Genomic DNA, 18,156 nt, shown 5'->3' with positions numbered 1-18,156 from the left:
GCATCCCGTCTTGGAAACGAAGGAATACCCGTGCGTTAGAACAGCCGCGGTGTACCGACCCAGACCACCACCGACTCGACCTTCGCGGTGTTGGCCCAGCTGTGCGGGACCGTCGACTGATAGTGCGAACTGTCGCCGGCCTGCAGGACGAACGTCTTGCCTTCCAGCGTCAGCGACACTTCCCCTTCAATCACATACAGGAACTCCTCTCCTGCATGGGTCGTCACCTCCGACCGTTTCTGCCCCGGCGGCAGCCTCACGAGGATCGCCTCGAGCTGTCGCCCTTCGGATACGTTCGTCAGCCGCGCGAACAGGTTCGCCGAATCGGCAAACCCGAAGAAGCGCAGCTGCTCGCCTCGGCAGACCGAGCGTTCCTCGCTCGGCGTATCCACGAAGTACTGCACCGTCACACCGAGCGCGTGCGCGATACCGGCCAGCGACGTCAAGGACGGCGACGCGAGCCCGCGCTCGACTTGAGACAGAAACGGCTTCGAAATCCCCGCGGCGGTAGCGGTGTCGTCGAGCGTGCGCTTGAGTCGTTGGCGCAACGCGCGAATCTTGCTGCCCAGTGCGGCGGCAGCGTCTGCGGACCGCGAGTTTTCAGTGGGGGGAACCATAGCAGGCCGAAAAGTGATCGTCAAAAAATGTTTGATGGAAAATAACTAAGTTAGATCGATATAGCTTAGTCTTCGGGTTCGCGCACGCCTTCGGAGTTGAGCCCGGTGCACTAAACGGGGCGCGAAGCGAGAGAAACGACGCGCTATCTTGCCAGACTCGCCGGCTTCACAGGCAAGCTGCAAGCGGCTCTCCGGGAATCTTCGGAGGGCCGGCACGAAAGCTTACAAATAGATGATGAGACGAATGTTCCTGAAAGCTGCTGCCACATCGGGAGTTTCCCTGAGTGGCGCATACCTGACGCACCGGACCGGCGAACGTTACCATTCGCGCGCCGGTCGGGGCCACTCGCCGCCCTACCATGCGGCGTCAGACCCCGGCCCGGGCTAGGGCCCGTTCCTGCTAATAACGGGCTTGCGCTGGTCACCAGAAGGGCCGAGCGCAAGGAATGCGACGAAGCGAATACTCGACGTATTCGTGAGGAGCATGACGCGGCGATCGGCCCTTCTGGTGACCAGCCCGTGGGATGATTTTATTTTTAAGTTTGGGGAACGCTCCTTTCCGGCCGCATTGCGGCGTCGGACGTCGCTTGTTTGGCATGGCCAAACGGCGCTCCGCCCTCCTTGCACTGCAGCCGGAAAGGAGCGTTCGCAAGCCCGTTATTAGCAGGAACGGGCCCTGAGCCCGACTGTTCCATCGCCAGCGCATGACCTACCCGGCACATTGCGCACCGGCGCCAGTTCGACCCCAAGACGACGCGTGATCCGTGCCGTCCGTTTCAAACGAGATTGATGATGCATTCACCTGTTTCACAAACCCGATCGTTCACGACGGTCTTCCTCATCGAAATGTGGGAGCGTTTCGGCTACTACGGTATGGCCGCGCTTCTGGTCCTCTTCATGGTCGACCGGCTCGGTTTCACCGACAGCCATGCGAACCTGACCTGGGGTGCGTTCACCGCACTCGTCTATGCGGCACCGTCGATCGGCGGCTGGATCGGCGACAAGGTGCTCGGCGCCCGCCGCACGATGATCATCGGCGCGTCCGTGTTGTCCGCCGGCTACCTGATGCTCGCGGTACCGAACGAACACCTGACCTACATGTATGCGTCGCTCGGCGTGATCGTCGTCGGCAACGGCCTGTTCAAGGCCAACGCGGCGAACCTCGTGCGCCGCATCTATGAAGGCGACGACGCGCGCATCGACAGCGCGTTCACGATCTACTACATGGCGGTCAACATCGGCTCGACCGTGTCGATGCTCGCGACGCCGTGGATCAAGGATCACTGGGGCTGGCACGCCGCGTTCGCGGTCTGCTGCGGCGGCATGCTGCTCGCGATCCTCAACTTCATGCTGATGCATCGCACGCTCGCGCACGTCGGCTCGGTGCCGGACGACCAGCCGATCCGCTGGAAGCGCCTCGGCGCGGTCGCGCTGGGCGGCGTCGCGCTCGCGCTGATCACGCTGTACGTGCTGCAGCACAAGCAGCTCGCGGTGGCCAGCGTGTGGACGGCAGCGTTCGCGATCCTCGCGATCTTCGCGTACATGATCGCGAAGTCGGAGCGCTCGGAGCGCGCAGGCCTGATCGCGGCACTCGTGCTGATCGGCCAGGTCATCCTGTTCTTCATCTTCTACGTGCAGATGTCGACGTCGCTGACGCTGTTCGCGCTGCGCAACGTCGATCCGCGCTTCATCCTGTTCGGCACGACGCTGTTCACGTGGAGCGCCGCGCAGTTCCAGGCGCTGAACCCGATCTGGATCATGCTGCTGAGCCCGGTGCTCGTGTGGGTCTACAACGCGGTCGCGAAGGGTGGGCGTGACCTGCCGGTCGCCGCGAAGTATGCGCTCGGCTTCGGCGCGGTCGCCGCGGGCTACCTGGTGTTCACGATCAGCGGCCGCTTCGCGGTCGACGGCCGTGTGTCGTCGTGGTTCATGGTGTGGGGCTACGGCCTCTACTCGCTCGGCGAACTGCTGGTGAGCGGCCTCGGCCTCGCGATGATCGCCCGCTACGTGCCGGCGCGCATGAGCGGCTTCATGATGGGTGCGTATTTCGTCGCGACGGGTGTGTCGCAGTATCTCGGCAGCGTCGTCGCGAACTTCGCGCAGATGCCGTCGCATGACCTGCCGGCCACCGAATCGCTGCCCCTCTACCTGTCGCTGTTCGAGAAGCTCGGCTGGCTCGCCGCGATCGGCATGCTGCTCGCGCTGCTGCTGCTGCCGCTGATGAACCGCCTGTCGCGCCAGCACCAACGTTGTGCGGAAGAGCGCCGCGAGGAAGCACTGCAGGCGCAGGCCATCGCGTCGGCCCAGTAAGTACTATCCCTCGGCGTGCGGCATGCACGCCACATTCTCCCGCCGGGCACGCGAACGCGTCCTACACTGGTGGAAACGCATCCGCTCCGTCGCGATGCGCACTGGCGGGAGAAGATCATGAAAAGCAAGACCACGAGGATCCTGAGGATACTGTCGGACATCCGGCACGCGCAGCGCTGCACCGCGCTGCGCGCCGCCCGGGCCGCAGCCGAGGCCGACGCGGTACTCGCGGAACGCGACGATCCGGCTCAGGACGAACGCGACGACACCGAATCCGACGACGCCACCTCCACGCCCCGCTCCCGTATCGGCTCACCTCACTGACGCCGCGCGACACGTTCCGTGCCGCACGCGCCGTCTCCCATGCCGCTCACGCGGCCGCGCCGCGCCACCGCGCGATCCACGTTCCCGAACCGGCCACGGCCATCATCAGCCCGAGCGCGCACGCGTCGGCCACCAGGCCCACGCCGACATGCCGCAGATCGGCACCGTGCGCGACCGGATGCAGCAGCGAATCGATGACTAGCGAGATCGCCGCGCCCGCGACGAAGCAGATCAGCCCGCGCTGGCCGACGGCGACGACGGGGCGCACGGCCTGCGCGATCCGCGCGATCCAGCCGAAGCGCACGCAATCTGCCATCAGCCATGCGATGCCCGCGAAGCTCACGACGCGCGGCAGCGCGAGATCGCGCTTGAAGATGCCTTCGGGCAGCGGCAGCCCCGAGAACAGCTTGTAGCTCGCGCAACCGAGCACGACCGCGCACGCGACGCCGGTCGCCGCGGCGCCCCACCGCCCGAGCGCGATGCGCCGGTAGAACGGCTGGCAGCGCGCGAGCACGCCGGCCACGAACATCAGTTGCCAGGCGAACGGGTTGAAACTCCAGCGGAATCCGTCGGTGTCCAGCAGCTCGGGGCCGAGCCAGCCCGCCGTCATCCACGACGCGGCGCTGAGCGCGACGAGCAGCCACGGATGACGGCGCGCGAACGGCACGAGCACCGGCGACGCGAGCGCGAACAGCACGTACATCGGCAGCACCGACGCGAGATACGGCTGGCGCTGGAACGTCAGCAGCTCGGCGAGGCCCGTGAGCGGCGACGCGAGCATCACGCTGACGTCGTCGAGCGCGAGGTTCGGCGAATCGATCCCGTAGTGGTCGAGCACCGCCGACACGACGAGCATCAGCGTCGACGTCGCGAGAAACGCGCGGTAGATCTGCATCGCACGGCGCACGAATCGGCGCTGCGCGGCACGCGCGCCGTGCCGTTCGGCGATCGCGCCGTACGCGCTCGCGGTCGCGAAGCCACCGAGAAACACGAACACCTCGGCTGCGTCGCACAGCGCGAACGCGTGCAGCGTCACGCGCGACAGCACGCTCGCGCCGATGTGATCGACGACGATCATCAGCAGCACGAGCCCGCGGAAGAAATCGACTTCGATCAGGCGGCCGCCGCGCGACGGCTGAAGCGTGGCGGAAGACGGCAGGCTCAACGACATGAGCGCACCTGCGCAACGATGGTGCAACAGGCACCGGGGAAGGGATCGGGAAGAAGCAGGCGAGCGCGGTCAGCGGCGATACGCGTATGCTCGCATCGCGCCGACCCGGCCGGCCAGGCACGGGGATGACCGTTCATCGGAAAGCTGCATACGAAGGGAAGTCGGTCAGGTCAGTCTAATGGCCGATCCGGAGAGACCCTAAGTAACAAAGTGCAACCGAATCTTCTGTTCGATTACAACGCAGAGGAGCGGGATGCGAAGCGGGCAGCGCCGCCAGTTCGACGTCAGCGCGACGCCAGTTTGCGGTCAGCATCGATGCGTTTGGCCGCTGCTGGATCGCTGCTCGACCGTCGAGCGAGACGCGATGCGCGGCACGTTCCGTGCGGCCGCCGCATCGCGATCGGCGCTTATCCGCGCGTGGGCAGACGCCGCATCAGCATCGCGCTGTGCCACGCGGTCAGCGCGACGGCGACCCAGATCGGCCCGTACGTCGCGAGCTTCGCGACGCTCAGCGTCTCGCCGAGCAGCAGCAGCGACACCGCGACGAGCAGCACGGGCTCGACGTAGCCGAGAATCCCGAACAGCGCCATCGGCAGCATCCGGCTCGCCTTCAGGTAGCTCGCGAGCGCGAGCGTGCTGAGTACGCCGAGCCCCGGCAGCAGCACGCCCCACAGCAGCGGATGGCTGGCGACGCGCGTCGTGCTCGTCGCGACCATCGCGAATGCGATCGGACACAGCAGCGCGATCTCGACCGCGAACGCGGCGAGCGAATCGGCGTTGATCCGCCGGCGCAGCACAAAGTACGGCGGATAACCGAGCGCGACGACGAGCGTCGGCCATGCGAACGCGCGCGTCGCCCACACTTCGTGCGCGACGCCGAGCGCGGCGAACGCGACCGCCGCCCATTGCAGCGGATCGAGCCGCTCGTGATAGTAGAAGCGGCCGACGAGCACCATCGTCAGCGGCAGCAGGAAATAGCCGAGCGACACTTCGAGCATGCGCCCGTGCAGCGGCGCCCACAGGAACAGCCACAGCTGCACGCCGAGCAGCGCCGCGCTCACGGGCAGCGCGATCAGCAAGCGCCAGTCGCGCACGCTGCGCCGGACGAGTTCGACGAGCGCCGGCCAGCGGCCTCGCAGCGCGATCAGCGCGAGCGCGCCCGGCGCGGTCCACAATACGCGCCACGCGAAGATGTCGAGCCCCGTGAGCGGCGCGAGCAGTTTCGCGTAAGCCGACATCAGCGCGAACAACGTCGATGCCATCACCGACAGCATGAGGCCGCGCCCGGCTTCCGGATACCCCGTCATATCGTTCGGACCGCCTTACTGCTGCTGGAAGCGCTCGAAGCGCCGTTCGGTGCGGCGTTCCTCGAACGTCACCTCGGTCACGCGCGCGGCCGGCGGCCCATGACGCAGCCACGCGAGCATCCGGTCGATCTGCGCGCCGGGCCCCTGGATCATCGCCTCGACGCTGCCGTCCTCGAGATTCGCGACCCAGCCGCGCAGCTTCAGCGCATGCGCTTCGCGCACCGTCGCATGACGGAAGCCGACGCCCTGCACGACGCCGCGCACCCGCACGTAGTAGGTCTCGATCCGTTCGTCCAGTTCATTGCGGCTCATCGCGTCGCCCTCCCGTTGCATTCAAGCCCGGCATTGTAGTCGCGTCGGCCGCTTCATACACGCCGTGGCCGGTTCACGCCGATAACGGGCTTGCGCCGGCCCTGGCCTTGCGTCGCCGCGCGCGCCGACCACGTACAATCTCGCCGACGCTCAACCGCCGCGCCGCTCGCGCGCGGCCCTGAAGGAAACGCATGACTGATACCTCCCGCGATCTCGTTCTCGTCACCGGCGCGTCCGGTTTCGTCGGCTCGGCCGTCGCACGCATTGCGCAGCAGAAAGGCTATGCGGTGCGCGTCCTCGTGCGTCCGACCAGCCCGCGCACGAACGTCGCGGATCTCGACGCGGAGATCGTCACCGGCGACATGCGCGACGAGGCATCGATGCGCGCCGCGCTGCGCGGCGTGCGCTACCTGCTGCACGTGGCGGCCGACTACCGGTTGTGGGCGCCCGATCCCGACGAGATCGAACGCGCGAACCTCGAAGGTGCGGTCGCGACGATGCGCGCGGCACGCGCGGAAGGCGTCGAGCGGATCGTCTACACGAGCAGCGTCGCGACGCTGAAGGTGACGAGCGCCGGCGATCCGTCCGACGAGAACCGGCCGCTCACGCCCGAGCAGGCGATCGGCGTCTACAAGCGCAGCAAGGTGCTGGCGGAACGCGCGGTCGAGCGGATGATCGCCGACGAAGGGCTGCCGGCCGTGATCGTCAATCCGTCGACGCCGATCGGCCCGCGCGACGTGAAGCCGACGCCGACCGGCCGAATCATCGTCGAAGCCGCGCTCGGCAAGATTCCCGCCTTCGTCGACACGGGGCTGAACCTCGTGCACGTCGACGACGTCGCGCACGGCCACTTCCTCGCGCTCGAGCGCGGCCGGATCGGCGAGCGCTACATCCTCGGCGGCGAGAACCTGCCGCTGCAGCAGATGCTCGCCGACATCGCGCAGATGACGGGCCGCAAGGCACCGACGATCGCGCTGCCGCGCTGGCCGCTCTACCCGCTCGCGGTCGGCGCCGAAGCGGTCGCGAAGTTCACGAAGAAAGAACCGTTCGTCACCGTGGACGGGCTGCGGATGTCGAAGAACAAGATGTATTTCACGTCCGCGAAAGCCGAGCGCGAGCTCGGCTACCGTGCGCGTCCGTACCGCGAAGGACTGCGCGACGCGCTCGACTGGTTCGGCTCGGCGGGCTACCTGAAGTAACACAAAGCGGCGCGCTTCGCGCCGCATTGCGCACTTTGTTACACGTCGCGCACGGCCCCGCACCGGCGCAGCGGGTAAAATCGCGGGTCTTACGCAGAGAAGACACGCATGAACCTGAACGATCAGATCGATTCGCTCAACACGGGCGTCGATCAGCTGCTCCACGATCACCACGCCGCGCAGCAGGCGGCACGCAGCGCGGAAGCCTTCGCGCGCGCCGCGGCGACGGAAGCCCGGGCCGCCGCAGAACGTCACGCCGCCGCGGAAGCCGAAGCGCAGGCCGCCGCGCAGCGCCACACGGCCGCAGCGGCCGACGCCGAAGCCGCGCAGCAGCGCCACGCCGACGCGACCGCCGCCGCCGAAGCCGCCGCCCACCGTCATACGGATGCCACCGCGCAAGCCGAAGCCGCCGTGCAGCGCCATGCGGAAGCCACCGCGTTGACCGAAGCGCTCGCGCAACGTCACGCGGATGCGGAAGCCGCGTCGCAACGTCACGCGGCCGCGATCGCCGAAGCGGAGGCCGCCGCGCAGCGTCATCACGCCGCCGCGACCGAAGCCGATGCGGCCGCGCAGCGCCATGCGGTAGCAAGCGCCGAGGCCGAGGCCGCCGCGAAACGCCACGCTTCCGCGATCGCGGAAGCCGAAGCGCTCGCGCAGCAACACACGCAGGCGATCGCCGAAACGCTGGCCGCCGCGCAGCGTCACGCCGACGCGACCGCCGAGGCCGAAGCCGTCACGCGGCGCCACGCCGAAGCGATCGCGCAGGCCGAAGCTGCCGCGCAGCGCCACGCCGACGCCACCGCGCAGGCCGAGGCCGTCACGCAACGCCATACCGAAGCGATCGCGCAAGCCGAAGCCGCCGCGCAGCACCATGCGAAGGCCATCGCCGACGCCGAGGCGCTGGTCGAGGCCGTCGTCAAGGAAGCCGCGACGAACGCGGCTGCCGCAACGGCCGTTGCCGCCGACAGCGTCGAACCGGCGGACACGCCGGCGGCGGAGCCGGCCGTGAACGCGTCCGCGCCGGCTGCGGCGGAAGCGGCCGACGCCGAAACCGCGATCGTCGCGACGGCACAAGCCGACACCGTGGTTGAAACCGACGCCGCCGCCCCGGCGGACAAGTCGACGCTGCACGTGTCGCGTCCGACGCAGAACGAACTCACGCTGTCCATCAACGGCGCATCGATCACGCTGCATCCGGAGCAACTGGGCCAGTTGATCGAGGAGCTCGCGCATGCGCGCGCGTCGATGCAGCCGGAACCGCCGCCCGGCATCCCGGCCGGCTGGCGCTTCGTGACGACGAAGAACCCGATGATGGCCGTGCAGAAGCAGTCGAACGGCGATCGCCTGCTGGTCGCCCGTCACACGGGCTACGGCTGGGTGCCGTTCACGTTCTCGCCGGACGTCGTGGTGCAGATGTACATGATGCTGACCCAGCGGTAAGCGCCGACCGGCGAGTCAGCAGCGGCGCCGAAAACGAAACAGCCCGACCGGTTTCCACCGATCGGGCTGTTTGCGTTCCGGCTGCCGGAACGCGCGCCGAAGGCGCGCGAAACGCTCAGCGATCCACTGGCGCCTGCACGCGCGCCTTCCACTGGCCGCCCTTGCCGCGCCAGTAGCGCCACGCGGACGCGAACGTCGCGCCGACGTAGAACAGCGCGACGAGCGGCAGCGCGGGCGCCCACAGCGGCGAGCGCCGGTAGTAGCGCAGCATCGGCGCATACGCGGCGCACATCGACGCCCACGCGAGCCACGCCGGCCACGCGCGCGCACCGTACGCGAGCGCCGCGACGGGCGGCACGAGATAGATGATCGTCATCCCGAGCAGCGTGCCGGCCAGCAGCAGCGGCGAATAATGCAACTGCGTGAACGCGGTGCGCGCGATCATGTTCCAGATGTCGCGCCAGCTGTCGTACGGGCGCAGCGACACGCTGCGGTCGGCCAGGTCGAGCCGGATCGGATGACGGCCGTCGCCGCGATGCTTGATCTGCGCGGCGAGGCTGCAGTCGTCGATCAGCGCGCCGCGGATCGACTCGATGCCGCCCGCTTCCTCGAGCGCCGTGCGCTTCACGAGCATGCAGCCGCCGGCCGCGCCGGCCGTCCGGTTGCGCGGGTTGTTGATCCACGAGAACGGGTACAGCTTCGCGAAGAAGAACACGAACGCCGGGATCAGCGCCTTTTCCCAGAACGAATCGCAGCGCAGCCGCACCATCAGCGACACGAGATCGCGGTTCTCGGCCTGTGCGCGCGTGACGAGCTGCGCGACGGCGTCGGGCGGATGGCCGATGTCGGCATCCGTCAGCAGCAGGTAGTCGGCCGGCAGGCCGAGCGTCTGCACCGCGGCGATCCCCTGCGACTGCGCCCACACCTTGCCCGACCAGCCGGCCGGCAGCGGCTTCGCGGCCAGCACCGTCAGCCGGTCGGCGCGGTTGATCGCGAGCGCGGCCGCGCGGGCCGCATCGGCGGTGCCGTCGTCGCTGTGGTCGTCGACAATGATCAGATGAAAATTGCCGGAATAATCCTGCTCGAGCAGCGAAGTCGCCGCACGGGCGATCACGTCGGCCTCGTTGCGCGCCGGCACGACCGCGACGACGGCCGGCCAGCCGGCCTCGGCCGCGGCGCCGCGCGCGTCGGGCGGCAGCGGCCGCGCGGGCACCGCGCGCCAGAAGCCGCCGCGCGCGACGAGCAGCACGATCCAGATCATCAGCGACAGGCCGGACACCAGGAATGCGAGCACCAGCATCATCGGCATGCCTCCGGCCGGACGTCGGCAGGCTTAATTGGGGTCAGGAACAAAGCGCCTGCAGCCGCACGGGCGGCCGGGCAATACGCGTAAGAATCGACGGTCATCGAATGGCCTTGAAATGAGCGCGACGCCGGGCAGCCGGAGCGGCTGCCCGCGAAACCGCGTAGTTTACTGGGTTCCGCGCGCGCCAGCGCCGACGCGGCTATCCCGCAATTGCAACAGGGCCGACACGGCACCAGAGCAAGGACTTCCCGATAGGGTTAAAATGCGCGATTAATTCGGGGTTCCGGGGCCTGGCGTAGCCGGTTCGTTCCTGCCTTCATAACTTCAAGCCGGGGCGATCGAGCTGTGCCAGCTCCTCGAACCCCGGCGTCTGTCGTCGGAGTTCGCTCACCTATGCGAGTCATCCTTGCCCAGCCCCGCGGCTTTTGTGCGGGGGTTGTCCGTGCGATCGAGATCGTCGATCGCGCGCTGCAACAGCACGGCGCGCCGGTCTATGTACGTCATGAGATCGTTCATAACCGGCATGTCGTTGAAAATCTGCGAAATAAAGGGGCACGATTCGTTGAGGAACTCGACGAGGTGCCGCACGGCGCTGTCGCGATCTTCAGCGCGCACGGTGTCGCCCAGACGGTCGAGCGCGACGCGGAAACGCGCGGGCTCGACGTGCTCGACGCGACCTGTCCGCTCGTCACGAAGGTGCACGTGCAGGGCCGCCAGTATGTCGCGGCGGGCCGCCGGCTGATCCTGATCGGTCATGCGGGCCACCCGGAAGTCGAGGGTACGATCGGCCAGATTCCGGCCGAGGTGATCCTCGTGCAGAGCGAAGCGGAAGTCGATACGCTGACGCTGCCGGTCGATACGCCGGTCGCGTACATCACGCAGACCACGCTGTCGGTCGACGATACGCGCGGCATCATCGAAGCGCTGCAGCGCCGGTTCACCGACATCGTCGGCCCGGACACGCGTGACATCTGCTACGCAACGCAGAATCGCCAGGCCGCCGTACGCGAGCTGAGCGAACAGGTTGACGTGCTGCTCGTCGTCGGCGCGACGAACAGCTCGAACTCGAACCGCCTGCGCGAGATCGGCACCGAAAGCGGTGTGCCGAGCTATCTCGTCGCCGACGGCTCGGAAGTGAAAGCCGAATGGTTCACGGGTGTGCAGACGGTCGGCCTGACGGCCGGCGCGTCGGCGCCCGAAGAGATGGTCGAGGATGTAATCGGCGCGCTGCGCGCGCTGGGGCCCGTCGATGTCGCGACGATGGCGGGCCGTGAGGAAAAAGTCGAATTCAAGCTGCCGGCGAAGCTCACGCAAGCTGTCGCCCGCGAAGTTTAAGGAGGACATCCCTTGTCTATTCCGCTGCTCCAGCAAGTCCGTGTCGGCGCATACATCGTGCGCCAGCACCTGTCCGGCAACAAACGCTATCCGCTCGCGCTGATGCTCGAGCCGCTGTTCCGCTGCAACCTCGCGTGCAACGGCTGCGGCAAGATCGATTACCCGGATCCGATCCTGAACCAGCGTCTGTCCATCGAGGAATGCCTGCAGGCCGTCGACGAGTGCGGCGCGCCCGTCGTGTCGATCGCCGGTGGCGAACCGCTGCTCCACAAGGAGATGCCGGAAATCGTCAAGGGCATCATGAAGCGCAAGAAGTTCGTGTACCTGTGCACGAACGCGCTGCTGATGGAAAAGAAGATGGACGACTACGAGCCGAGCCCGTATTTCGTCTGGTCGGTTCACCTCGACGGCGACCAGCAGGCGCACGATCACTCGGTGTCGCAGGAAGGCGTGTACGACAAGGCCGTCGCGGCGATCAAGGAAGCGAAGCGCCGCGGCTTCCGCGTGAACATCAACTGCACGCTGTTCAACGATGCAGTGCCCGAGCGCGTCGCGAAGTTCTTCGACACGCTGGGGCCGATCGGCGTCGACGGCATCACGGTGTCGCCGGGCTACGCATACGAGCGCGCGCCGGATCAGCAGCACTTCCTGAACCGCGACAAGACGAAGAACCTGTTCCGCGAGATCCTGAAGCGCGGCGAAGGCGGCAAGCGCTGGTCGTTCAGCCAGTCGTCGCTGTTCCTCGACTTCCTGGCCGGCAACCAGACGTACAAGTGCACGCCGTGGGGCAACCCGGCGCGTACGGTGTTCGGCTGGCAGAAGCCGTGCTACCTGGTCGGCGAAGGTTACGTGAAGACCTTCAAGGAACTGATGGAAACGACCGAGTGGGACAACTACGGCGTCGGCAACTACGAGAAGTGCGCGGACTGCATGGTCCACTGCGGCTTCGAGGCCACTGCCGTGATGGACACGATCGCGCACCCGCTGAAGGCGCTGAAAGTGAGCCGCAAGGGCATCAGGACCGACGGCGCGTTCGCACCGGACATCTCGATCGCGAAGCAGCGTCCGGCCGAGTACGTGTTCTCGCGCCACGTCGAGATCAAGCTCGAGGAAATCCAGCGCGCCGGCAAGGGCAAGCTGCAGAAGCCGGCGAAGCCGGCAACGGCCGCTTAAGCGCGTTTCGCCACGCGGAGGCCCAGCCTCCGCGCACGCGAGCATGAATAAAGCGCCACGGAGTTCGCTCCGTGGCGCTTTTGTTTTGGGCCGTGTTTTGCCATTGCCTGTTGCCGCGACGGCCGTGCAAGCGCCGAAGACACGCGATTACATCGGCCGCGCCGGTGCGGCTGGCCCTGTCTCCTCCATCCTCCCTGCGAAACCGGCGCGACGCTACGCGGCCAGCGATTCGGCCGCGGGCGGGCGCATCTTCTCCGCCGCGCCCGCCACGAGCGCCGGCTGGCCGCTCGACGCGAACGTGCAGACGTGACCCCACAGCTCGGCCAGCCGATGCCGCGTGAGCGTCGCGACGCAGGTGTCGTTTGCCGCGAGCACGCGTTCGAGCACCGTGCACTCGTCGTCGCGCAGCGCCCATGCGCCGCTTTGCGCCGCGCGTGCCACGCTCGCATCGAGCGCGCGCTCCGCGTCGACGCACAGGTCGATGCTCACCTCCGGGCACACCGCATCGTCGAGCGCCAGGAACACCAGATAGACGCTGGTGCGCAAGCGCATCAGCAGCGCCTCGTTGCCGTGCTCGCCGCGCAGCGCGACGAGCGCCATGTGGCATTTCAGCGAGATGTCGCGTACATGCGCGGGCGGCAACGGCAACAGCCACTCGCGCGTCAGCGGCACGTGGCGACGGTTTTTCCGGGTGGCCTTCATGAGTCGCGCCCGCTTGCGGCGAATCGGATCTGGCAACGCATGCTCGTCTCCTGCATCAGAACGTGTTCTCGCCCTTCAGGTAGTACGCGGTCTTCACGAAGAACGCCTTGACCGGATGGCCGCCCTGCGCGTCGCGCGCGGCGCGCGCTTCCATCGCGGCCCGCTCCTCGCGCGACCGGTCGGGCTCCGGATTCCGGACACGCTCGAGCGCACGCTGCATCGCGAGCGGATAGTCCTGGTTGCCCGCCGTCGTCGCGCGATAGCCGGCACGCGTCATCTGCATCAGTTGCGCATCGGTTTCGGCGCGCGCCGCCGACCAGTTCAGCCGCGCGGCATTCGGTGTCCAGTCGGCACCGGCCGACTGCGCAAAGCTGACGGCGGGCAGCGCAACGAGTGCGCAGGAAAGCACGGCAACGGGAACGAGGGATCGCATAATGGCCTCCAGATGGTTGTCCCCGCATCGATCGTGGGCGTCGATGCGTTGAAACCATCGTATGTCGCGCCGCATTCCGGTTGAATAGCCGATTCTGCAATTGATAATTTCGGGTGCGTCATTCGGTACGCGAGCCGCGTGATTCGCCAATCCCGCCGAACTGGAATTTCTCTATTTCATTCAACACCCTGATCGCATTTTTTCCGGCGATCCGAAGCGGCGCGCACACCGCTTTTTCAATTTCCGAAATGACGTGTTGCCTGTGCCGCGCCGGCCAGCGCACCTGCCGGCGCGGCTTCCGGCGTGATATCGCGCATGCGGATATCACGGGTACGGTTACATCGGATAAATCGTTCTTCTGATACAGGACAAATCATTCGTTTCGGATTGCCGGATTGCGACACGACGCACGCGGCAAGGACGCGCGATAATCACGCATCGGCCGTTTCGCACGGCGCCTCATGCATTCCCCTTTTTTATCGAGTCCTTCCATGGCTGCCCTCGACACCACCGCCATCGACAGTTGGCACGCGCACGTTTATTTCGATGCGGCCAGCCGCGACGCGGCCTGGGCGTTTCGCCAGGTCGTCGACGAACGGTTCGGCGCGGTCATCGAGCTCGGCCGCTTTCACGAACGCCCCGTCGGCCCGCATCCGGCATGGTCGTACCAGATCGCGTTCGACGCCGCCCGATTCGACGAGATCGTGCCGTGGCTCGTGCTGAACCACGGCGCGCTCGATATCTTCCTGCATCCGAATACCGGCGACGATCTGGGCGACCATCGCGACTGCGCGGTATGGATCGGGAAGTCGTATGCGTTGAATCTCGATGCGCTGGCCGGATAAGCGCCGGAGAAAAACGGTTTTCGGCGACGGCGATGCAACCGCCGCCAGCGATCACTCGATGTCATTCGTGCGCACGTTGCCGACCATCCGTTCGAGATTCGCATTCACGCGTCCGAGCAACGCCGCGAGCTGATCGCGCTCCGCGTCGCTCAACCCCGCGAGCGCCTGTTCACTCGCACCTTCCATCACGGCCCGCCCGCTGGCGAGCCCCTTCGACGCCGAATCGGTCAGCGAAATCAGCCGGCTGCGCCGGTCGTCCGGATCGGGCACCCGCAGCACGAGACCATCGCGCTCCATCCGGTTCAGCAACTGCGCCATGCTCGGCTGCTCGACCTGCGCGCGCCGCGCGAGTTCCGTCTGCGACAGCGCACCCGCCTTCTTCAACGACACCAGCACCGGCAACTGGCTCACCGCGAAGCCCAGGTCGCGCAGCGGCCGGTCGACCACGCGCGTGAACAGCCGGTAAGTGATGCCGACCAGCGGCAACGGATTCGTCTTCGTGTCAGCGTCGCTCATGTTGACATTCCATAGGAGGCTATGTTTTTATATAGGCACCTATGTTATCAGATCGTGAGCGAACCATGAATACGCGCTTTCGTGTTGCCATCGTCGGGGGCGGGCCCGGCGGCCTGACGCTCGCCCGTCTGCTGACGCTGGGCGGAATCGACGCGATCGTGTACGAACGCGACGCCCACCCGCTCGAGCGCCCGCAGGGCGGCACGCTGGACCTGCACGAGGCGTCGGGCCTGCTGGCGCTCGAGCAGGCCGGCCTGACCGACGCGTTCCTGGCCGTCGCGCGCTACGAGGATCAGGGCTCGCGCCTGCTCGATCGCGCGGGCCGTGTGCTGTTCGAAGACGACGGCGCGGGCGGCAACCGGCCCGAGGTCGACCGGACCGCGTTGCGCGCGCTGCTGCTCGACGCATTGCCGCCGGGCTGCGTGCAATGGGGCCGCACGGTGCGCGACGTCGGCTTGCTGCCCGACGGGCGGGCGATGCTGGCGTTCGAGCACGGGACGGAAGGCCCGTTCGATCTCGTGGTCGGCGCCGACGGCGCGTGGTCGCGCATCCGTCCGTTGCTGTCGCCGTATCAACCGCAGTACAGCGGCCTCACGTTCATCGAATTCGGCATCGACGACATCGATCGGCAACATCCCGCGCTGTCGCGGCTCGTCGGCCGCGGCAAGATCGGCGTGCACGGCAACGGCAAGGCGATCATCGCGCAACGCAACGGGCATGCGCACGTGCGTGGTTATGCGATCTTTCGCGTGCCGCTCGACTGGGTCGCGCGGCGTTTCGACTTCGCGGCACCCGATGCGATGCGCACCGCGCTGATCGCCGAATTCGACGGCTTCGCCGACACCATCCACGACCTGTTCCGCGCCAGCGGCGACCGCTTTGCCGAGCGACCGATCTTCGCGCTGCCGGTCGGTCACTGCTGGGCGCATCGCCGCGGCGTCACGCTGATCGGCGACGCCGCCCACGTGATGTCGCCGTTCGGCGGCGAAGGCGTGAACAACGCGATGCGCGACGCGGCCGAACTCGCGGCCGGCCTCATCGCCGATGCCGACCGCGACGCGGCCGTTGCCGCCTTCGAGCAGCGGATGTTCGCGCGCGTGACCGAATCGGCGCGGGAGGCCGCCGATGCCGCCGCGACCCAGCTTTCGCACGATGCCGAGGCACTGACCCTCGCGCGGTACCGCGACCTGCACGCGGCTTGAGCAGCACGCGCGCCGCGCGTCGACATCCACGTTTCGGGCTGACGTGAAACGTCCCGCGGCGCCGCGCCCATACAGTGGGTTCCGTTATCGACGCCGCAGGGAACCCGCCATGACACACACCGACGCCGATGCCCGGCGCATCCATGAAGGCTGGCACGCCGCCGTCGTCGCACGCGACCTCGACGCGCTGATGTCGCTGTATGCCGACGACGCGTTGCTCGAAACGCCGCTCGTCGTCGTCGCGCTGCCCGCGCACGGCTCCGGCGTGCTGCACGGCAAGGCCGCGATCGGCGCATTCTTCGCGGCCGGCCTGCGCAATCCGGGCAACAAGCTCGGACGCTGGTACCGGACCGGATTGTTCTTCTCGAACGGCCGCCAGCTCACGTGGGAATATCCGCGCGAAACGCCGGAAGGCGACCAGGTCGATCTCGTCGAGGTGATGGATCTCCGCGACGGGTTGATCATCCATCATCGCGTGTATTGGGGATGGGTCGGTTTTCTCGCGCTGCAGGCCGCCACGCCGGCGCCCGACCGCGCATGACGGCCGCCGTGCCGAACCGGGCCGTGGCCCGTCGCGTGCTCGCCGCGACCTGCGTGAGCTACACGCTCGTGCTGCTCGACGCGTCCATCGTCAACGTCGGGCTCACCGACATCGCGCACACGTTCGGCAGCCGCGTGGCCGGCCTGCAGTGGATCGTGAACGCGTACACGCTCGCGTTCGCCAGCCTGCTGATGACGGGCGGCACGCTCGGCGACCGGCTCGGCGACCGCACCGTCTATGTCGCGGGGCTGGCCGTATTCGTCGCCGCGTCGGTGCTGTGCGGCGTCGCGCCGACCCTCCCGGCGCTCGCAATCGCCCGCGCGCTGCAAGGCGTCGGCAGCGCGATGCTGGTGCCCTGCTCGCTCGCGCTGATCAACCGCGCGTTCCCCGAACCGGCCGCGCGTACGTCGGCGATCAGCATCTGGATGGGCTGCGGCGGCATCGCGATGGCGTCGGGCCCGCTGATCGGCGGCCTGCTGATCCATCTGTTCGGGTGGCGCAGCATCTTCTTCGTGAACCTGCCGCTCGGGCTCGCCGGCATCTGGCTCGGCCGCACGATCACGCGCGCCGCCGTCGACGCATCGCGGCATTTCGACTGGAGCGGTCAGGCAGCGGGCATCGTCGCGATCGCGGCGCTGATCGGCACGCTGATCGAAGGCCCGTCGCTCGGCTGGCGCTCGGCACCGATCGTCGGCGGCGCCGTGACGAGCCTCGCTGCGTGGATCGCATTCATCGCGATCGAAGCGCGGCGCCGCGAGCCGATGCTGCCGCTTGCGTTCTTCCGCAACCGGCTGTTCGCGGGGTCGACGTTCGTGTCGATGGTGTCGGCGTTCGTGTTCTACGGCTTGCTGTTCGTGCTCAGCCTGTTCTATCGGCAGATTCGCGGCGCGAGCCCGCTCGACACCGGGCTCGCGTTCCTGCCGATGACCGCGATGGTCGCGCTCGGCGGGCTGTGCTCGGGCCGGCTCGTGGCGCGCTTCGGCGCACGCGGCACGATGTGCGCGGCGTTCGGGCTCTATGCGGCCGGCGCGCTCGGCATGACGGGCGTGGGTGCGACCACGCCTGCGTGGCTCGCCGTCGCGCCGATGCTGGCGATCGGCTTCGCATCGGGATTCATCTCGCCGGCCGCGACGTCGCCGGCGCTCGGGACCGTCGACCGGCGCCGCGCCGGCATTGCGGCGGCCGCGCTGAACGCGGCGCGGCAGAGCGGGTCGGCGCTCGGTGTGGCGATCTTCGGCGCGTGCATCGCGACACTGCAGCCGTTTCCGGCCGCGATGCGGGCGGCGCTGGCCATGGCGACCGGATTGTCGGCACTCGCCGCGGCAATATGGTGGATCGCGGCGCGGGCGACGCCGGCAACCGGCGAACCGGCCGTGCGCCTGCGGACCGCCGCGCGCCGTTAGCGGATGCTTCGGCAGACACG

Annotated in this window: 19 protein-coding genes; 11 read left to right on the top strand and 8 right to left on the bottom strand. The window is 67.7% G+C overall.

Annotated features, from left to right (window positions below; genetic code table 11):
• Nucleotides 1-35 precede the first annotated feature (35 nt).
• Nucleotides 36-617, bottom strand: a complete 582-nt coding sequence (locus ACN22W_RS30870) for a cupin domain-containing protein (RefSeq protein ID WP_129516011.1) — start codon at nt 615-617, stop codon at nt 36-38.
• 789 nt (nt 618-1,406) lie between these two features.
• Between ACN22W_RS30870 and ACN22W_RS30865 the strand changes: the two genes are divergently transcribed.
• Together ACN22W_RS30865 and ACN22W_RS30860 are read left to right on the top strand one after the other, a co-directional pair.
• On the top strand, nt 1,407-2,927 hold the full coding sequence (locus ACN22W_RS30865) for a peptide MFS transporter (RefSeq protein WP_419688328.1): 1,521 nt from the start codon (nt 1,407-1,409) through the stop codon (nt 2,925-2,927).
• A 117-nt stretch (nt 2,928-3,044) separates the two neighbouring features.
• The gene (locus ACN22W_RS30860; RefSeq protein WP_419688327.1) at nt 3,045-3,251 is read left to right on the top strand and encodes a hypothetical protein; all 207 of its coding nucleotides are present in this window, start codon (nt 3,045-3,047) and stop codon (nt 3,249-3,251) included.
• Between the two features lie 46 nt (nt 3,252-3,297).
• Here ACN22W_RS30860 and ACN22W_RS30855 read toward each other — a convergent pair whose 3' ends face one another.
• The 3 genes from ACN22W_RS30855 to ACN22W_RS30845 form a co-directional block, all read right to left on the bottom strand.
• Nucleotides 3,298-4,422, bottom strand: coding sequence for an OpgC domain-containing protein (locus ACN22W_RS30855; protein ID WP_419688326.1), 1,125 nt, complete (start codon nt 4,420-4,422; stop codon nt 3,298-3,300).
• 407 nt (nt 4,423-4,829) lie between these two features.
• Entirely contained in the window at nt 4,830-5,729 is a 900-nt protein-coding gene (rarD, locus tag ACN22W_RS30850) for an EamA family transporter RarD (RefSeq protein ID WP_412023583.1), read from the bottom strand.
• 15 nt (nt 5,730-5,744) lie between these two features.
• Nucleotides 5,745-6,041, bottom strand: coding sequence for an acylphosphatase (locus ACN22W_RS30845; RefSeq protein WP_034187849.1), 297 nt, complete (start codon nt 6,039-6,041; stop codon nt 5,745-5,747).
• A 191-nt stretch (nt 6,042-6,232) separates the two neighbouring features.
• Here ACN22W_RS30845 and hpnA point away from each other — a divergent pair, with 191 nt between their 5' ends.
• Nucleotides 6,233-7,240, top strand: coding sequence for a hopanoid-associated sugar epimerase (gene hpnA, locus ACN22W_RS30840; RefSeq protein ID WP_048246118.1), 1,008 nt, complete (start codon nt 6,233-6,235; stop codon nt 7,238-7,240).
• 108 nt (nt 7,241-7,348) lie between these two features.
• Nucleotides 7,349-8,680 carry a phage tail protein gene (locus tag ACN22W_RS30835; protein ID WP_419688325.1) on the top strand — a complete coding sequence of 444 codons (1,332 nt, stop codon included), beginning with the start codon at nt 7,349-7,351 and terminating at the stop codon, nt 8,678-8,680.
• 115 nt (nt 8,681-8,795) lie between these two features.
• On the opposite strand, the gene ACN22W_RS30830 is transcribed toward ACN22W_RS30835, so the two are convergent.
• A complete protein-coding gene (locus ACN22W_RS30830) occupies nt 8,796-9,983 on the bottom strand; it encodes a glycosyltransferase (RefSeq protein WP_419688324.1) in 1,188 nt (395 codons plus the stop codon).
• 396 nt (nt 9,984-10,379) lie between these two features.
• Here ACN22W_RS30830 and ispH point away from each other — a divergent pair, with 396 nt between their 5' ends.
• On the top strand, nt 10,380-11,321 hold the full coding sequence (gene ispH / locus ACN22W_RS30825; RefSeq protein WP_048246121.1) for a 4-hydroxy-3-methylbut-2-enyl diphosphate reductase: 942 nt from the start codon (nt 10,380-10,382) through the stop codon (nt 11,319-11,321).
• A gap of 12 nt (nt 11,322-11,333) precedes the next feature.
• Complete coding sequence (hpnH, locus tag ACN22W_RS30820) at nt 11,334-12,494, top strand: adenosyl-hopene transferase HpnH (RefSeq protein WP_343491228.1); 1,161 nt, start codon at nt 11,334-11,336, stop codon at nt 12,492-12,494.
• Nucleotides 12,495-12,707: 213 nt separating this feature from the next.
• On the opposite strand, the gene ACN22W_RS30815 is transcribed toward hpnH, so the two are convergent.
• Nucleotides 12,708-13,196: a hypothetical protein gene (locus ACN22W_RS30815; RefSeq protein WP_419688323.1), complete on the bottom strand. Its 489-nt coding sequence runs from the start codon at nt 13,194-13,196 to the stop codon at nt 12,708-12,710.
• A gap of 55 nt (nt 13,197-13,251) precedes the next feature.
• Nucleotides 13,252-13,629: a hypothetical protein gene (locus tag ACN22W_RS30810; protein ID WP_419688322.1), complete on the bottom strand. Its 378-nt coding sequence runs from the start codon at nt 13,627-13,629 to the stop codon at nt 13,252-13,254.
• A gap of 113 nt (nt 13,630-13,742) precedes the next feature.
• Here ACN22W_RS30810 and ACN22W_RS30805 point away from each other — a divergent pair, with 113 nt between their 5' ends.
• The gene (locus ACN22W_RS30805) at nt 13,743-13,991 is read left to right on the top strand and encodes a hypothetical protein (RefSeq protein ID WP_419688321.1); all 249 of its coding nucleotides are present in this window, start codon (nt 13,743-13,745) and stop codon (nt 13,989-13,991) included.
• A gap of 129 nt (nt 13,992-14,120) precedes the next feature.
• Nucleotides 14,121-14,474 (top strand): DOPA 4,5-dioxygenase family protein, encoded by a 354-nt coding sequence (locus ACN22W_RS30800; RefSeq protein ID WP_193099585.1) that lies wholly within the window; start codon nt 14,121-14,123, stop codon nt 14,472-14,474.
• Nucleotides 14,475-14,525: 51 nt separating this feature from the next.
• Here the strand turns inward: ACN22W_RS30800 and ACN22W_RS30795 are convergent, their stop codons facing one another.
• The gene (locus tag ACN22W_RS30795; protein WP_419688320.1) at nt 14,526-14,990 is read right to left on the bottom strand and encodes a MarR family winged helix-turn-helix transcriptional regulator; all 465 of its coding nucleotides are present in this window, start codon (nt 14,988-14,990) and stop codon (nt 14,526-14,528) included.
• A 65-nt stretch (nt 14,991-15,055) separates the two neighbouring features.
• Between ACN22W_RS30795 and ACN22W_RS30790 the strand changes: the two genes are divergently transcribed.
• The 3 genes from ACN22W_RS30790 (at nt 15,056) to ACN22W_RS30780 (ending at nt 18,136) form a co-directional block, all read left to right on the top strand.
• Entirely contained in the window at nt 15,056-16,192 is a 1,137-nt protein-coding gene (locus ACN22W_RS30790; protein ID WP_419688319.1) for an FAD-dependent oxidoreductase, read from the top strand.
• A gap of 109 nt (nt 16,193-16,301) precedes the next feature.
• Entirely contained in the window at nt 16,302-16,733 is a 432-nt protein-coding gene (locus ACN22W_RS30785) for a nuclear transport factor 2 family protein (RefSeq protein ID WP_419688318.1), read from the top strand.
• Nucleotides 16,730-18,136 carry an MFS transporter gene (locus ACN22W_RS30780; RefSeq protein WP_419688317.1) on the top strand — a complete coding sequence of 469 codons (1,407 nt, stop codon included), beginning with the start codon at nt 16,730-16,732 and terminating at the stop codon, nt 18,134-18,136. The genes ACN22W_RS30785 and ACN22W_RS30780 overlap by 4 nt, the downstream gene beginning before the upstream one ends.
• Nucleotides 18,137-18,156: the final 20 nt, after the last annotated feature.

It is taken from the genome of Burkholderia theae (assembly GCF_048565265.1).
GTDB classification, from domain to species: Bacteria; Pseudomonadota; Gammaproteobacteria; order Burkholderiales; family Burkholderiaceae; genus Burkholderia; species Burkholderia theae.
This window is presented reverse-complemented; position numbering and strand designations above follow the sequence as displayed.

What these genes read in the sequence shown, in the direction of transcription:
- rarD (WP_412023583.1), bottom strand. Translation starts at nt 5,729, where the DNA reads ATGACGGGGTATCCGGAAGCCGGGCGCGGCCTCATGCTGTCGGTGATG.
- ACN22W_RS30795 (WP_419688320.1), bottom strand. Translation starts at nt 14,990, where the DNA reads ATGAGCGACGCTGACACGAAGACGAATCCGTTGCCGCTGGTCGGCATC.
- ACN22W_RS30790 (WP_419688319.1), top strand. Translation starts at nt 15,056, where the DNA reads ATGAATACGCGCTTTCGTGTTGCCATCGTCGGGGGCGGGCCCGGCGGC.
- ACN22W_RS30780 (WP_419688317.1), top strand. Translation starts at nt 16,730, where the DNA reads ATGACGGCCGCCGTGCCGAACCGGGCCGTGGCCCGTCGCGTGCTCGCC.
- ACN22W_RS30860 (WP_419688327.1), top strand. Translation starts at nt 3,045, where the DNA reads ATGAAAAGCAAGACCACGAGGATCCTGAGGATACTGTCGGACATCCGG.
- ACN22W_RS30810 (WP_419688322.1), bottom strand. Translation starts at nt 13,629, where the DNA reads ATGCGATCCCTCGTTCCCGTTGCCGTGCTTTCCTGCGCACTCGTTGCG.
- ACN22W_RS30845 (WP_034187849.1), bottom strand. Translation starts at nt 6,041, where the DNA reads ATGAGCCGCAATGAACTGGACGAACGGATCGAGACCTACTACGTGCGG.
- ACN22W_RS30800 (WP_193099585.1), top strand. Translation starts at nt 14,121, where the DNA reads ATGGCTGCCCTCGACACCACCGCCATCGACAGTTGGCACGCGCACGTT.
- ACN22W_RS30830 (WP_419688324.1), bottom strand. Translation starts at nt 9,983, where the DNA reads ATGATGCTGGTGCTCGCATTCCTGGTGTCCGGCCTGTCGCTGATGATC.
- ACN22W_RS30870 (WP_129516011.1), bottom strand. Translation starts at nt 617, where the DNA reads ATGGTTCCCCCCACTGAAAACTCGCGGTCCGCAGACGCTGCCGCCGCA.
- ACN22W_RS30785 (WP_419688318.1), top strand. Translation starts at nt 16,302, where the DNA reads ATGACACACACCGACGCCGATGCCCGGCGCATCCATGAAGGCTGGCAC.
- ispH (WP_048246121.1), top strand. Translation starts at nt 10,380, where the DNA reads ATGCGAGTCATCCTTGCCCAGCCCCGCGGCTTTTGTGCGGGGGTTGTC.
- ACN22W_RS30855 (WP_419688326.1), bottom strand. Translation starts at nt 4,422, where the DNA reads ATGTCGTTGAGCCTGCCGTCTTCCGCCACGCTTCAGCCGTCGCGCGGC.
- hpnA (WP_048246118.1), top strand. Translation starts at nt 6,233, where the DNA reads ATGACTGATACCTCCCGCGATCTCGTTCTCGTCACCGGCGCGTCCGGT.
- ACN22W_RS30815 (WP_419688323.1), bottom strand. Translation starts at nt 13,196, where the DNA reads ATGAAGGCCACCCGGAAAAACCGTCGCCACGTGCCGCTGACGCGCGAG.
- ACN22W_RS30865 (WP_419688328.1), top strand. Translation starts at nt 1,407, where the DNA reads ATGATGCATTCACCTGTTTCACAAACCCGATCGTTCACGACGGTCTTC.
- ACN22W_RS30835 (WP_419688325.1), top strand. Translation starts at nt 7,349, where the DNA reads ATGAACCTGAACGATCAGATCGATTCGCTCAACACGGGCGTCGATCAG.